16 protein-coding genes and 1 pseudogene are annotated in these 14,435 nt (G+C 59.4%); 5 read left to right on the top strand and 12 right to left on the bottom strand.

All coding sequences use genetic code 11. The features are described 5' to 3' along the window. Positions 1–106 precede the first annotated feature (106 nt). Genes yihG through AC3I0A_RS22740 form a run of 3 tightly spaced genes read right to left on the bottom strand, consistent with a single transcriptional unit; the run spans position 107 to position 3,511 of the window. Positions 107–1,015: a 1-acylglycerol-3-phosphate O-acyltransferase, YihG family gene (yihG, locus tag AC3I0A_RS22750; RefSeq protein ID WP_489374834.1), complete on the bottom strand. Its 909-nt coding sequence runs from the start codon at positions 1,013–1,015 to the stop codon at positions 107–109. Beyond that, positions 1,016–3,115, bottom strand: a complete 2,100-nt coding sequence (gene pta / locus AC3I0A_RS22745) for a phosphate acetyltransferase (RefSeq protein WP_489374833.1) — start codon at positions 3,113–3,115, stop codon at positions 1,016–1,018. Positions 3,116–3,172: 57 nt separating this feature from the next. Beyond that, complete coding sequence (locus AC3I0A_RS22740) at positions 3,173–3,511, bottom strand: DUF3565 domain-containing protein (RefSeq protein WP_489374832.1); 339 nt, start codon at positions 3,509–3,511, stop codon at positions 3,173–3,175. On the opposite strand from AC3I0A_RS22740, the gene AC3I0A_RS22735 reads away from it, so the two are divergent. The 3 genes from AC3I0A_RS22735 to AC3I0A_RS22725 all read left to right on the top strand — a co-directional run bounded on the left by AC3I0A_RS22735 (position 3,480) and on the right by AC3I0A_RS22725 (position 5,873). Beyond that, the gene (locus AC3I0A_RS22735; protein WP_489374831.1) at positions 3,480–3,965 is read left to right on the top strand and encodes an FKBP-type peptidyl-prolyl cis-trans isomerase; all 486 of its coding nucleotides are present in this window, start codon (positions 3,480–3,482) and stop codon (positions 3,963–3,965) included. The two genes, AC3I0A_RS22740 and AC3I0A_RS22735, sit on opposite strands and share 32 nt — an antisense overlap. Positions 3,966–4,099: 134 nt before the next feature. Continuing rightward, positions 4,100–4,582: a glutathione peroxidase gene (locus AC3I0A_RS22730; protein ID WP_489374830.1), complete on the top strand. Its 483-nt coding sequence runs from the start codon at positions 4,100–4,102 to the stop codon at positions 4,580–4,582. A 187-nt stretch (positions 4,583–4,769) separates the two neighbouring features. Then, positions 4,770–5,873: an NADH:flavin oxidoreductase gene (locus AC3I0A_RS22725; protein ID WP_489374829.1), complete on the top strand. Its 1,104-nt coding sequence runs from the start codon at positions 4,770–4,772 to the stop codon at positions 5,871–5,873. 136 nt (positions 5,874–6,009) lie between these two features. Here AC3I0A_RS22725 and AC3I0A_RS22720 read toward each other — a convergent pair whose 3' ends face one another. Together AC3I0A_RS22720 and cysZ are read right to left on the bottom strand one after the other, a co-directional pair. Further along, positions 6,010–7,209, bottom strand: coding sequence for a glycosyltransferase family 4 protein (locus tag AC3I0A_RS22720; RefSeq protein WP_489374828.1), 1,200 nt, complete (start codon positions 7,207–7,209; stop codon positions 6,010–6,012). Between the two features lie 42 nt (positions 7,210–7,251). Further along, positions 7,252–8,007: a sulfate transporter CysZ gene (gene cysZ, locus AC3I0A_RS22715; RefSeq protein WP_489374827.1), complete on the bottom strand. Its 756-nt coding sequence runs from the start codon at positions 8,005–8,007 to the stop codon at positions 7,252–7,254. 301 nt (positions 8,008–8,308) lie between these two features. On the opposite strand from cysZ, the gene trxB reads away from it, so the two are divergent. Next, positions 8,309–9,271: a thioredoxin-disulfide reductase gene (trxB, locus tag AC3I0A_RS22710; RefSeq protein ID WP_489374826.1), complete on the top strand. Its 963-nt coding sequence runs from the start codon at positions 8,309–8,311 to the stop codon at positions 9,269–9,271. A gap of 179 nt (positions 9,272–9,450) precedes the next feature. On the opposite strand, the gene AC3I0A_RS22705 is transcribed toward trxB, so the two are convergent. The 6 genes from AC3I0A_RS22705 to AC3I0A_RS22680 form a co-directional block, all read right to left on the bottom strand. Next, positions 9,451–9,792: a HopJ type III effector protein gene (locus AC3I0A_RS22705; protein WP_489374825.1), complete on the bottom strand. Its 342-nt coding sequence runs from the start codon at positions 9,790–9,792 to the stop codon at positions 9,451–9,453. After that, positions 9,785–10,081 (bottom strand): DUF1244 domain-containing protein, encoded by a 297-nt coding sequence (locus AC3I0A_RS22700; protein WP_489374824.1) that lies wholly within the window; start codon positions 10,079–10,081, stop codon positions 9,785–9,787. The genes AC3I0A_RS22705 and AC3I0A_RS22700 overlap by 8 nt, the downstream gene beginning before the upstream one ends. 68 nt (positions 10,082–10,149) lie before the next feature. After that, positions 10,150–10,521: a dihydroneopterin triphosphate 2'-epimerase gene (folX, locus tag AC3I0A_RS22695; RefSeq protein WP_489374823.1), complete on the bottom strand. Its 372-nt coding sequence runs from the start codon at positions 10,519–10,521 to the stop codon at positions 10,150–10,152. 2 nt (positions 10,522–10,523) lie between these two features. Beyond that, on the bottom strand, positions 10,524–11,084 hold the full coding sequence (gene folE, locus AC3I0A_RS22690) for a GTP cyclohydrolase I FolE (protein ID WP_489374822.1): 561 nt from the start codon (positions 11,082–11,084) through the stop codon (positions 10,524–10,526). Between the two features lie 21 nt (positions 11,085–11,105). Then, positions 11,106–11,816 (bottom strand): dihydromonapterin reductase, encoded by a 711-nt coding sequence (gene folM / locus AC3I0A_RS22685; RefSeq protein WP_489374821.1) that lies wholly within the window; start codon positions 11,814–11,816, stop codon positions 11,106–11,108. A 150-nt stretch (positions 11,817–11,966) separates the two neighbouring features. After that, entirely contained in the window at positions 11,967–12,542 is a 576-nt protein-coding gene (locus AC3I0A_RS22680; RefSeq protein ID WP_489374820.1) for an antibiotic biosynthesis monooxygenase, read from the bottom strand. A gap of 211 nt (positions 12,543–12,753) precedes the next feature. On the opposite strand from AC3I0A_RS22680, the pseudogene AC3I0A_RS22675 reads away from it, so the two are divergent. Further along, positions 12,754–13,707: pseudogene (locus AC3I0A_RS22675) on the top strand (MerR family transcriptional regulator); the annotation flags it as partial. Positions 13,708–13,723: 16 nt separating this feature from the next. On the opposite strand, the gene AC3I0A_RS22670 reads toward AC3I0A_RS22675, so the two are convergent. Continuing rightward, on the bottom strand, positions 13,724–14,329 hold the full coding sequence (locus AC3I0A_RS22670) for a hypothetical protein (protein ID WP_489374819.1): 606 nt from the start codon (positions 14,327–14,329) through the stop codon (positions 13,724–13,726). Between the last annotated feature and the right edge of the window lie 106 nt (positions 14,330–14,435).

The raw sequence follows: 14,435 nt of genomic DNA, 5'->3' as shown, positions 1-14,435 counted from the left end.
TGGTCTGAAGATCGCTTTCGCGGGCAAGCCCGCTCCCACAGGTTATGTGTTCACCTGCAATCCTTGTGGGAGCGGGCTTGCCCGCGAAGAGGCCCTCACAGCCACTTTATTTTGTGGCCGGATACTCCCGATGCATCTGCGCCAGCAAGGCATCCTTGTTTTCCCACAGCACATTGATCCACTGCTGGAACTCCAGTCGGTATTGATCATCCTGGTCGTAGTTCTTGCCGATGAACTGCGGTGCAATGCGTACTTCCTCGAAATGCACTACAACGTCCTGCACATTCCCGCACAGCAAGTCCCAATAACCTGGACGTCCGGCCGGGTAGTGAATGGTGACGTTGACGATCGACTCCAGTTGCTCGCCCATGGCGTCCAACACAAAAGCGATGCCGCCGGCCTTGGGTTTGAGCAGATAGCGGAACGGTGAATTCTGCTGTGCGTGCTTGCCTTCGGTGAAACGCGTACCTTCGACGAAGTTGAAGATCCCGACAGAGTTGTTCTGAAACTTCGCGCAGGTCTTGCGGGTGGTTTCCAGGTCCTTGCCTTTCTTCTCCGGGTACTTGGCCAGGTAGGCCTTGGAGTAGCGCTTCATGAACGGGAAGCCCAGCGCCCACCAGGCCAGACCGATCACCGGGACCCAGATCAGCTCCTGCTTGAGGAAGAACTTCAGCGGGCGGATGCGCCGGTTCAGTACGTACTGCAACACCATGATATCGACCCAGCTCTGGTGGTTGCTGGTGATCAGGTACGAGTGCTGATAGTCCAGGCCGCCAAGGCCGCTGAGGTGCCAGCGGGTGCGGCGCAGCAGGTTCATCCAGGCTTTGTTGTTGCTGATCCAGGCTTCGTGGATGTGGCTCATCAGCCAGTCGGTGAAGCGTTGGGCGGCCGGGAATGGCAGTAGCAGTTTGAAGACCGCCACCACGAATAGCGGCGTGCAGCAGACGATAGTGTTCAGCGCCAACAACAGCGAGGCGATCACGCCGCGCACGGGTGCAGGTAGAAAATCCAGCATTTAAACATCCATAGGTCGGTTGGCAGCTTGGATCGCGGTCAACGCGATGGTGTAGACGATGTCATCGACTTGCGCGCCGCGCGGCAGGTCGTTCACCGGCTTGCGCAGGCCTTGCAGCATCGGCCCGAGACTGACGCAATCGGCGCTGCGCTGCACGGCCTTGTGGGTGGTGTTGCCGGTGTTCAGGTCGGGGAACACGAACACCGTGGCGCGGCCGGCGACCTGGCTGTTGGGCGCCAGTTGCCGGGCGACGGTTTCGTTGGCGGCCGCGTCGTATTGCAACGGGCCGTCGATCAGCAGTGAGTTCTGCGCTTCATGGGCCAGCAACGTCGCTTCCCGGACCTTCTCGACTTCTTCGCCGCTGGCCGATTCACCGCTGGAGTAGCTGATCATCGCCACGCGCGGAGTGATGCCAAACGCCGCTGCCGAATCGGCGCTTTGCAAGGCAATCTCAGCCAGTTCGCTGGCACTCGGGTGCGGGTTCATCACGCAGTCGCCGTAAACCAGCACCTCTTCGGGGAACAGCATGAAGAACACCGACGACACCAGCGTGCAGCCCGGCGCCGTTTTAATAAGCTGCAGGGCCGGGCGGATGGTGTTGGCCGTGGAGTGAATGACCCCGGACACCAGCCCGTCGACTTCATCCAGCGCCAGCATCATGGTGCCGATCACCACGGTGTCTTCCAGTTGCTGCTCGGCCATCGGCGCGTTGAGGCTTTTAGTCTTGCGCAGCGCAACCATCGGCTCGACGTAGCGCTCGCGGATCAGGTCCGGGTCGAGGATTTCCAGCCCCGGCGGCAACTCGATGCCTTGGGCGCGGGCGACGGCTTCGACGTCCGCCGGTTTGGCCAGCAATACGCAACGGGCAATGCCGCGCGCCTGACAGATCGCGGCGGCCTGCACAGTCAACGGCTCGCTGCCTTCGGGCAACACAATGCGCTTGTTGGCGGCCTGGGCGCGCTGGATCAGTTGATAGCGGAACACGGCGGGCGACAGGCGCATTTCCCGTGGCGTGCCGCAGCGTTGGTGCAGCCAGTTGGCGTCGAGGTGGCTGGCGACGAAATCGGTGATGATCTCCGCGCGCTCGCGGTCATCGATCGGGATTTCCTTGTTCAGCCCGTTCAGCTGGTTGGCGGTGTCATAGGAACCGGTGCTGACCGACAACACTGGCAGGCCGGCCTGCAAGGCGCCACGGCACAGATCCATGATGCGCGGGTCGGGCAGGGTGTCACTGGTCAGCAACAGGCCGGCCAGGGGCACGCCGTTCATCGCCGCGAGGCTGACCGCGAGGATGATGTCGTCGCGATCGCCAGGGGTCACCACCAGCACGCCGGGCTTGAGCAGCTCTACGGTGTTGCGCATGGTGCGGGCGCAGATGATGATTTTGGTCATGCGCCGGGTTTCGTAGTCGCCAGCGTTGAGCACCTGAGCGCCCATCAGATCGGCCACGTCGCGGGTGCGCGGCGCGTTCAGTTCCGGTTGAAACGGGATGCAGCCGAGCAGGCGGAAGTCGCCACTGCGCAACAACGGCGAGTGTTCCTTCAGGCGCGAGGCGAAGGCCTCCATGCTTTCGTCGGTCTTGACCTTGTTGAGGATCACGCCAAGGACTTTCGGGTCTTTCGGCCCGCCGAACAATTGCGCCTGCAATTCCACCCGGCCGGACAATTCGGTCAGCACTTCGTTTTCCGGTGCCGAGACCAGAATCACGTCGGCATCGAGGCTTTTGGCCAAGTGCAGATTGACCCGCGCCGCGTAACTGGCGCTGCGGGTCGGGACCATGCCCTCGACGATCAGCACGTCCTTGCCGACGGCGGCCTGCTGGTAAAGGGTGATGATTTCTTCGAGCAGTTCGTCCAGTTGACCGTCGCCGAGCATCCGCTCGACGTGGGCCAGGCCCAGCGGTTGAGGCGGTTTCAGACCATGGGTGCGGGCCACCAATTCAGTGGAGCGCTCAGGACCCAGGTCACCCGGATGCGGCTGGGCAATCGGTTTGAAAAAGCCGACTTTGAGGCCGGCCCGCTCGAGGGTACGCACCAGCCCGAGGCTGATGGAGGTCAGACCCACACCAAAATCGGTGGGCGCGATAAAAAAAGTCTGCATGCGAGATTCTCGGAATGTGCGCAAGGGTGAGGCCTATGGCTGGCCATCTACCGGATATCAATCGCTAAGGTTATCGCTATCCGGGCCTTGAGCACACCAGCCGCAGTCAAAGGGCTGAGCTATTTTTTCCTGGCGTTGCACAGGATCCGTCACCCAGGCCCGGGATTGCCACGGTGGCTGGTGGCGCAGGTGCTGGGTATGGCCGCAGGAAAGCATGACAACCCAGTGCCCGTCTTCATCCTGACGAAAGCCGGTGATCGTCGAGCCTTTCGAAGCGACCCGTCCGTCCGTGTTCTGTTCGCTTTCGGGCGATTGCTTCGCTAAACTTGGTCTTTCTATCTTCTTATGCAAAAGGTCTCGCCCCATGCTGATCGCCGCCAATAAGGCTGTCTCCATCGACTATACCCTGACCAACGACGCTGGTGAGGTCATCGACAGCTCCGCCGGCGGCGCGCCGCTGGTCTACCTGCAAGGCGCAGGTAACATCATCCCGGGCCTGGAAAAGGCTCTGGATGGCAAGAAGGTCGGTGACGAACTGACTGTTGCCGTAGAACCTGAAGATGCCTACGGCGAATACGCTGCCGAACTGGTCAGCACCCTGAGCCGCAGCATGTTCGAAGGCGTCGACGAGCTGGAAGTAGGCATGCAGTTCCACGCATCCGCTCCGGACGGCCAGATGCAGATCGTCACCATCCGTGATCTGGACGGCGACGACGTTACCGTCGACGGCAACCATCCGTTGGCTGGCCAGCGTTTGAACTTCCAGGTCAAAATCGTTGATATCCGCGACGCCAGCCAGGAAGAAATCGCTCATGGTCACGTCCATGGCGAAGGTGGCCATCACCACTGATTTTCTGCGCTAAGCTCAGATAGCTGGAGAGGCGCCCGAGGGCGCCTTTTTAGTCCGCGGCTGTTTCTGACTGCAGTGCGGTTGCACTGTCGAGTGGCTATTTCGAGAAGAACACGGGAAATTTGGAGTTCGTCATGAGTGCTTTTCACGACCTGAAATTGAAAGCTCTGGATGGCCAGGACCTACCTCTCGCGCCCTTCAAAGGGCATGTCGTGCTGGTGGTCAACGTCGCCTCCAAATGTGGTTTGACGCCGCAATATGCGGCGCTGGAAAACCTCTACCAACAGTACAAGAAGCAAGGCTTCAGTGTGCTGGGTTTGCCGTGCAATCAATTTGCCGGGCAGGAACCGGGTACTGAACAGGAGATCAAGGAGTTCTGCAGCCTCAACTATGGCGTGACGTTCCCGTTGTCCAGCAAGCTGGAAGTGAACGGCCATGATCGCCATCAGCTATACCGTCTGCTGGCGGGCGAGGGTGCCGAGTTCCCTGGCGACATTACCTGGAATTTCGAGAAATTCCTGCTGGGTAAAGATGGACGTGTGCTGGCGCGTTTCTCACCACGTACCGCACCCAATGATCCGGCCGTGGTTCAGGCGATCGAAAAAGCGCTGAGCTGAAACACAATCAAAAGATCGCAGCCTGCGGCAGCTCGCGCCTGTGGGCACCGCCAAAAGTTGCGATCCTTCCCTCTCTTCTGATCCTTAATCACCCAAATCAATAGTGCTATCCAGGGCAAAGCGCTCCGCATATTATCGCCGTCATAAAACTTCCGTCCCGTCGATAGCGTATTTCGTGGAGCGCCCCATGCCTGTCAAAGCCCTGTTCAAACCGTTCCACCTCGGCAACCTCGAACTGCCGACCCGTGTGGTAATGGCCCCGATGACCCGTTCGTTTTCCCCGGGTGGCGTGCCGAATTCGAAAGTGATCGAGTACTACCGTCGTCGCGCCGCCGCGGGCGTGGGCCTGATCATCACCGAGGGCACGACCGTCGGTCACAAGGCTTCCAACGGTTACCCCAACGTCCCGCATTTCTACGGTGAAGCAGCGCTGGCGGGCTGGAAGAAAGTCGTCGATGCGGTGCACGCTGAAGGCGGCAAGATTGTTCCGCAGCTGTGGCATGTCGGTAGTGTTCGGCGGATCGGCACAGAGCCGGATGTCAGCGTGCCGGGTTATGGCCCTTCGGAAAAACTCAAGGACGCTCAGGTCGTCGTTCACGGCATGACCAGGCAAGATATCCAGGACGTCATCGCCGCGTTCGCCCAGGCTGCCAAAGACGCTCAGAGCATCGGCATGGACGGTGTGGAGATTCACGGTGCCCATGGTTATCTGGTGGACCAGTTCTTCTGGGAAGGCAGCAACCAGCGCACCGACGAATACGGCGGCAGCCTGGCCAATCGTTCGCGTTTCGCCATCGAGTTGATCCAGGCTGTGCGCGCTGCGGTCGGCCCGGGCTTCCCGATCATTTTCCGCTTCTCCCAGTGGAAGCAGCAGGATTACACGGCTCGTTTGGTGCAAACCTCAGAGGCCTTGGGTGAGTTCCTCAAGCCACTGTCCGACGCCGGTGTGGATATCTTCCATTGTTCGACACGACGTTTCTGGGAGCCGGAGTTCGACGGTTCCGAGCTGAACCTGGCCGGCTGGACCCGCAAGCTGACCGGTAAGCCGACCATTACCGTGGGCAGCGTTGGCCTGGATGGCGAATTCCTGCAGTTCATGGTCAACACCGACAAAGTCGCGCAACCGGCCAGCCTGGAGAAACTGCTGGAGCGCTTGAACAACGATGAGTTCGACCTGGTTGCCGTCGGTCGCGCACTGTTGGTCGATCCGGACTGGGCGCTGAAGGTGCGCGAAGGCCGCGAGCAGGACATCCTGCCATTCAGCCGTGAGGCGTTGATGAGCCTGGTTTAAGCAGCGTCTGGGCTGACGCCATCGCGAGCAAGCTCGCTCCCACAAGGATCCGGATCAGATCCCAATTATTGTGATTGACCCAAAACCTGTGGGAGCGAGCTTGCTCGCGATGGCTTTATAGAATGCACTGAAAGAATCAGATCGAACTAGATACATTCCCAACCACCTGCTCTTCCTGACAAACCCCACGCAACTGCCCTTCAAACTGCTCGATGACCGCAGCCCAGCCTTGTCGACTGGCATGCTGGCGGGCATTGAGTCGCACCCGACGCAAGCTTTCCTGTTCCTCCAGCAACCAGCACGCGGCATCGCAGAACGCGTCTTCGTCGCCGGGCATGGCCAGCACGCCGTTGTAACCATGGCGAATGTGCTGGGCCGCCGCTGCCTGATCGTAAGCCACCACGCCTAATCCCGACGCCAAGGCTTCGAGCACTACGTTGCCGAAGGTTTCGGTCAGGCTTGGAAACAGAAACAGATCCCCTGATGCATAGTGGCTAGCCAGCGTTTCCCCGCGCAGCGAGCCGCAGAAAATCCCTTCCGGCAATTCCTTCTCCAGTGCAGCACGTTGCGGCCCATCACCTATCACGACCAATTTCATCCGGCGCTGTGGATACATTGTCTGCAAGGTCGTGAAGGTGCGCTTGAGCAATCCGAGGTTTTTCTCCGGCGCGAGGCGTCCTACGTGAATGACCGCAATATCGTCGTCATCCAGGCCCCAGGTTTCCCGCAGTGCGTTCTGGCGCTTGGCCGGGTGAAACAGCTGGCTGTCCACGCCACGGGAAAGCAGCGCCAAGCGTTCAAAGTGCCGACGCTCCAGCTCCATACGCTGGCTGGCGCTGGGCACCAGGGTCAATGTCGAGCGGTTATGAAACCAGCGCAGATAATGGGTCAGCAGCCGGGTCAACAGGCTCAGGCCGTACTGGTTGGAGTACTGCTGAAAGTTGGTGTGAAAACCACTGACCACCGAGATGCCCAAGCGTCGAGCGGCCCGCAGGGCCGACAAGCCCAAGGGGCCTTCGGTGGCGATGTACAGCACATCGGGCCGTTGGCGCTTCCAGCGACGCAGCAGCTTGTGCATCGAAGAATGTCCCCATTGCAGGCCGGGGTAGCCGGGTAACGGCCAACCGCGACAGAGCAGCAGTTGCTCGTCACTCGGCCGGCTCTGGTCGCTGCCCTGGCGTGGCCGGACCAGTTCGACCTGATGCCCGCGCGCGCGCAATCCATCGTAAAAGCGACCAAGGGTATTGGCCACGCCGTTGATTTCCGGGGGGAAGGTTTCGGTGATCAGGGTAATACGCAGAGCTGTCGTCATGACCTCAGTGTCGGCTGAGGCCATGTCGTCATTGTGTCATCGCGATGACGGATTTGTGACGCAGGGTCAGCCTTGTTTGACCACCAGGTTCTCAGCCCCACGCTCACGCACCCAGAACAGCGTCGCGCCAGCCACCGCGGCCGGCATCATCAGGATGTTGACCAGCGGAATCAGCAGCACCAGATACACGCTCCCGCCGAAGCCCAGGCTCTGCCAGCGTTTCTCCCGCAGCCAGGCGAGCATCTCGTTCCAGCCCAGCTTGTGGTTGTCCGCCGGGTAGTCGATGTATTGGATAGCCATCATCCACACGCCGAACAGCAGCCACAGTGGTGCGGCGACCAGGTTGACCACGGGAATGAACGAGAGGATGAACAAGCCAATGGCTCGCGGCAGGAAATAGCCGAGTTTGCGCATTTCCCGGGCGAAGGTCCGCGGGACCATGGCGATCAACTCGCCCCAGCTGAAGGCCGGGAAGTCGTCGGTACCGCGCAGCACCACTTCGACTTTCTCCGCGAGAAAACCGTTGAACGGCGCGGCGATGATGTTGGCCAGCATGGTGAAGGTGAAGAACACCATCAGCACCACCAGCACGACGAACAGCGGCCAGATGACATAGCTGAGGAAACTCAACCAATCAGGCAGTGAGGGCATCAAGGTATCGACCCATTGGCTGAACTGCTGGCTGGCCAGGTAGATCAATCCGACGAACAGCACCAGGTTGATTGCCAGGGGCAGCAGGACGAACAAACGCAGGCCGGGACTGAGAACCAGCTTCAGGCCTTCGCGCAGGTATTGCGGGCCGGACAGAACGGGGGCGGGCATAGCGTGTTCCTTGCGATGAGAAAACTCGCCGACCTTAACGGCTTTGCACTACAGGCGAAAGCGCAGCAATGGCGTCGACATTAACTGTAACAAAGGCGTCCTTAAATCAGCCTCTTGGGGATAGAGACCGCCTATGAGCTGGATTGTTAATCCGTATTTCCTTAATCTTCGCCCCCTCGATACGCTGCACCCATTATTTTCAGGACTGTCGAGCTTCTCAAGTGCTTTAGCAGTCCTTTTTTATTCCAGCCGGTTTCCGGCATCCGTGCCAGATGCCTGGGCCGGTCAATAGGAGTGAGTCATGTCTGATGTACGTCATTCGCGAGTGATTATTCTCGGTTCCGGCCCTGCCGGTTACAGCGCTGCGGTCTATGCCGCTCGTGCCAACCTCAAGCCGTTGCTGATCACCGGCATGCAGGCCGGCGGCCAGCTGACCACCACCACCGAAGTCGACAACTGGCCGGGCGATGTCCATGGCCTGACCGGCCCGGCGCTGATGGACCGCATGAAAGAGCATGCCGAGCGCTTTGAAACCGAAATCGTGTTCGACCACATCAACGCCGTCGACTTCGCCGCCAAGCCTTACACCCTGACCGGCGATAGCGCTACTTACACCTGCGACGCACTGATCATCGCGACCGGCGCCAGCGCCCGTTACCTGGGTCTGCCTTCGGAAGAAACCTTCATGGGCAAAGGCGTTTCGGCCTGCGCCACCTGTGATGGGTTCTTCTACCGCAACCGTGAAGTGGCAGTGGTCGGTGGTGGTAACACCGCCGTTGAGGAAGCGCTGTACCTGGCCAACATCGCCAGTAAAGTCACGCTGATCCACCGTCGCGAAACCTTCCGTGCCGAGAAGATCCTGATCGACAAGCTGCACGCGCGGGTTGCCGAGGGCAAGATCGTCCTCAAGCTGAACTCGACCCTCGACGAAGTGTTGGGCGACAACATGGGCGTGACCGGTGCGCGCCTGAAGAACAACGATGGCAGCTTCGACGAGCTGAAAGTCGACGGCGTGTTCATCGCCATCGGCCATACGCCGAACACTTCGTTGTTTGAAGGTCAGCTGACCCTGAAAGACGGCTATCTGGTGATTCAGGGCGGCCGTGAAGGCAATGCCACTGCGACCAGCCTCGAAGGTATCTTCGCGGCGGGTGACGTGGCTGACCACGTTTACCGTCAGGCGATCACTTCGGCGGGCGCCGGCTGCATGGCTGCACTGGACGCAGAGCGTTATCTGGACGACCTGCAGAACGCTAAGTTCTGAGTCTGATGGAATGAAAAAAAACCGGCGAAAAAGCCGGTTTTTTTATGCACGCAATTTCACAAACAACAACTTTCTAATGTGGGAGCGTCAGCCACAGGTAGTGTGCACACCGCCAATCCACTGTGGGAGCGGGCTTGCCCGCGAAGAGGCCATCCCAAACAAACCCGCTCCCACAGGGATCAGGCTTTACGCTGCAGCGGCTGAGCTTCGAACTTCACGCCTGCCAACCCATGAGCAATCAACGCGCGGATATTGCCGTGATCGCTGCCCTCAGGTGTGGCGACCACCGAGCGGTAGTGCTCACCGAACGCCAGCAAGGCTTCTTCATCGCTCAAGCCTTCCAGCAGCGCCAGACCCAAGGTCTTGCACGAGCCTTCGTTCTGCCCGGCAGCGTTTTCCACGCCGCCGTTGTTGAAGGCCTGGGGCTGGTAGTCGTAGCCGGCGGCGATAAACGCCAGGGTCTCGGCGAAGGCGTGTTCGCCGCTCTTGAGGCTGGCGCACAGGGTGTTCAGATCAGTCATGGGTTTTTCCTTTGGCAAACGCCGCTTGCTGTTCGGCGTTGGCTTCTTGCTGGTATTGAGCTTTCCACTCGGCGTACGGCATGCCGTAAACCACTTCGCGGGCGTCGTCGAGGCTGACTTCGATCTGGCGATCGTCGGCCTCGGCCTTGTACCACTTGGACAGGCAGTTGCGGCAGAAACCGGCAAGGTTCATCAGGTCGATGTTTTGCACATCCTTGCGGCTGTCCAGGTGCGCGACCAGGCGGCGGAAGGCGGCGGCTTCGAGTTCGAGGCGTTGTTGATCGGTCATGATGGGCTCTGTGCTGTCTATCGTGGTGCGGATGATAAAAGCCTGACGGGTAATTCGCCAGGCATTGGTCAGCGGCTCGCGGCGAGGGTGATCGACACCGACTCGGCGAAACGCAGGGCATGGGGTTTATCGACTTCGACTTCGGCGTACAGCACCGATTCGTTGGTCATCACCAGATCGAGCAGTTCCTGGGTCAGGCGTTCGAGCAAGGCAAAACGATTGCCCTCGACATGGGCAATGATCGCTTTGGTGATGGTGCGGTAATTCAGTGCATGGTCGATGTCGTTGTCGCGTACGGCGTCTTGTGCTGCGTAGAGGATGGTCAGATTGATCAGCACATCCTGCTTGTTGCGGATTTCGTCCTCATTGATTCCGATGAAGGTACGCAGGCACAGGTCCTTGACCCGGATGCGCGCCATTCCTGGTTGAAGTTGTGGCATTGCTACTTGCTCCGTCCAATCAATTGCAGGAATTCCTGGCGGGTGGTGCTCGACTCGCGGAAGGCGCCGAGCATCACCGAGGTGTTCATGGTCGAATTCTGCTTCTCGACGCCGCGCATCATCATGCACATATGTTTGGCCTCGATCACCACCGCGACGCCGGCGGCCTGGGTCACTTGCTGAATCGCGTCGGCGATTTCCCGGGTAAGGTTTTCCTGGACCTGCAGACGGCGGGCGAACATGTCGACAATCCGCGCGATCTTCGACAGCCCCAGAACCTTGCCGGTTGGAATATAAGCCACATGAGCCTTGCCGATGAAGGGCAGCAGGTGATGTTCGCAGAGTGAGTAGAGTTCGATGTCGTCGACGATCACCATCTCGTCGTTATCCGAGTCGAACAGCGCCCCGTTGACGATCTCCTCGACGCTTTGCTCATAGCCATGACAAAGGTACTGCATGGCCTTGGCCGCCCGGGCGGGCGTCTCGAGCAAACCCTCGCGATCCGGGTTTTCACCCAGACCTATCAGGATTTCCCGGTAATTTTGCGGCAGGGATAACGTCATGCAACATCCTCGCGGGGCGGCTTATTTGACGTGCCGTCCGCCGTTGACGGTCAGGGTCGTGCCAGTGACATAAGGGTTGTCCAGCAGATAGCGCAGGCCCTGGTACATCACCTCAGCGCCGGGTTCGATACCCAGCGCGGACTTGGCCAGGGCCTTGGTGCGGTACGCCGCGTCGTCGTCGGGGTTGAACAGCAGCAAAGCCGGGGCAATGCCGTTGACCTTGATCCGCGGCGCAAATTTCGCCGCGAAGGACAGGGTCAGACTTTCCAGCCCGGCCTTGCTGGCGCAGTAGGCGATGTGCTTGCTGCTGCCCCTGCGGGTTACATCGTCGCTGATATGCACAATGTCCGACGGGCTTGAACGTTCCAGCAAGTCAGCACAATGCAGGTTGATCAGATAGGGTGCAAGCATATGCACGTTGACCATCTGAGTGAATGCGCTCGTTTCGCTGTCAGGCGTTTCGGCCAGCCAGGCTGAAGCGTTGTGAACAATCGCTCGCAGACTATGGGTTTGGGCCTTGAGTTCGGCAATGAACGCCAGAATGCCGGCTTCGCTGGAGAAGTCGGCAAACAGTGCAATGGCACCGCGCTCGCGCAGAGTCTGCACGCCCGGCCGCTCAGTGCGGTAGCTGATGATCACCGGATGACCTTCCTCCAGCAGCCGCAATGCGCAATGCAGGCCAACGCGCTGGCCGGCGCCGGTGATCAGGATCGGGGCAGGGGAAAGAGTCATGGAAAGCTCGCGTCGAGGTATAGGCAAAACTATACCAGCGACCACGGGGGTACAGCCATGGAGCCTATGAGCCCGCAGCCTGTGGGAGCGGCGGTGCGGCGATCCGACTTGCCCGCGAAGCGAGCGCTGCGGAGTGTCAGGTTGAACCGGTCATCGTTCTTCGCGGGCAAGCCCGCTCCCACAGGGGAGTCGGCGTGCCGGTGTGCTGTTCAACCAGCCTGCCAGCATCCGGGTGGACAACGGAATAAAGAAGTACACCATCAACGGGGTCAAGGCCAGAGTGCTGAGGAACACTCGACTCAACAGGTCCAACTCACCCAACAACGGACCCAGCAGCAGGTTGAACAGCAGCGAAACCGGAAAGAACGCCAACCAGATCGCCACGGCCTGCTTCCAGCGAGGAGGGCGGTGACCGGCTGCGCCAAACCAGCCATCGATGCCCCTGACCCGATGTTCCGAAGGATGCGCGAACAAATCGCTGCCACGCGCCAGCCAGGCACTGCGCGAGGCGGAGTGTTCCCAGGCATGCAGGGTCTGTTCATTGGCAAAGCGGAAGATGATCTGGAATTCGTCATCGTCGGGCGGCGGAGCAAGCACGCCAGAGCCCAGATAGCCGGGAAAGTCGGTGGCCAGTTGTTCGCCTTCGCCAAGCCAGGCGATCAGGTCCTGGTAACGACCGTTGGCGACGCGGCGCGCCACCATCAGGGTGACGGGTGAGGTAGACATCGTGTATCTCCGTATTACAGACGCGCAGCCCCAGGATAAGGGGCGCACTGCACGCAGCGCCGGGGTGGTGGGCTGCGTTTAAGTACAAGCAAGGATTATTCCTGATTTCGGCCAATACACCAGCGATGTTTGTCGTCTATACCCTTGGATAAATGGCACTTATGACGCGTAGCATGGGATCCAGGTTATTACCAAATAATTCCGTGCTCAGATGACCGTCATTACTGAACTTGCCCCTGCTTCTCTGACCTTCCGACACTTTGAGCAGGAGGAACTGTTCCCGATCCGGGAAGTGGCAAGACTGACCGGCGTCAACCCGGTAACCCTGCGTGCCTGGGAACGTCGCTACGGTTTGATTGTTCCCACGCGCACCGACAGTGGGCATCGGTTGTATTCAATGACCGATATCGAGACAGTGCGCAGCATCCTGAGCTGGATCGAACGTGGGGTTGCGGTCAGCAAGGTCGGCAAGATCCTGGCCAGAACCAGCGCAGTTCAGGCGCTGTCCAATGCCAGTCCCGGTGAAGGCACCCAAAGCGAATATGCGCAATGGCAGACGCAACTCAAGACGACTGTCAGCGCGTTTGATGATCTGAAACTGGAATGGCTATACGGGCGGATTTTTTCCAGTTACCCACAGACCGTGGTGTTTCAGGACATCCTGATGCCTCTCTGGAAACAGTTATTGCAACAGCAGGATACGTTTGGTCAGACCAGCGAGTGGTTGTTCCTGGATGGCTTTTTACGTGCCCGGGTTGAGCAACGTTTACTGTTGCTACGTGGCTCGCAACCGCAACGGGTGCTGCTGACTGCCAAGGTCAGACAGTGTCGCGAACTTGAATTGCTGGTGGCTGCCTTGTTCATGGGAAGCATGGAGATCGGTGTCAGGGTGCTGACGGTGGGGCAGCCGTACGATGAGTTGACCCTGGTCTGCGAAAAGATCAAACCCCGGGCGCTGGTGCTGTTCTCCAGCCATGCGCCAGCTCCCTAGTTACCCAGACGCTTGAGTCGTCTGGCCATGACCCTCAATTGCCCGGTAATGCTGGCGGGTGAAGTGGCGGATCTGGCGCAGGAGAGTCTGGCGGGGTCGTCGATTGGCTGTCTGGGCAGTGATGGCCAGTTGATGCAGGAGCGCCTGCAGCGATTCCTCGCAGGTACGCTGGATCCTGAAGGAAAAGCCGTCAGACATGCAGCGCGGGATGGGTCAGACGATGCTGCTGAAGGATGAACTGACGCAGGCGTTCGGTCTCATCCTTGTCACTCTGGTTCAGGCGATAAGCGTAATAGCCATGCTCGGTTTCGCGTTCGAAAGTGCCACGCAAGGCAATGCGTTCATAACCCGAAGGGCTGAACCAGAGGGCGAATTGCTTCGGTGGTTTGGTTCGATTGCGAATTTCCAGCAATACCCCTTTGCACGACACTTCGTGGACCCACAACGTGCCGGGCTGACCCTTGGCGTTTTCCAGGGCAACCGGTTCCTCCAGCATCAAGCGCCATGGTCTGACCATGGGTCCGTCTTCATAAATGCTGGGAACACCGAGGCGTAAATGCAACGCATGAAACTCGTCTTCCACCAGGTGCAGCGGAAAAGTCATCTGCTGGTTTTCGAAGTGCGCCTGGATGGTGACTTGCTCATGGGCGGCCAGGCGCGTGAGTAGATCGCGGATCTGTGAGCCGCCGTTGACCAACAGGCTCGACGTCGCATCCCGCACATTGAGTTGCGGGTTGTGGTGCATGGTCTGGATGAAATCCAGCTCATCCTGGGTCAGGAGGGTGTCACGGTGCATGATCTGCTCGAAAGATATAATTACAAAGTCGTCGGTGATTGTAGTTAATGACAACTAATTCGACGAATTGTTTAAACCGTTCGTCGGCTTGAGCCGTGGACGGTAA

This window comes from Pseudomonas sp. KH_024_B2 (assembly GCF_057839965.1).
The sequence above is the reverse complement of the archived record's forward strand: the minus strand, read 5'-3'. Positions and strand labels throughout refer to the sequence as shown.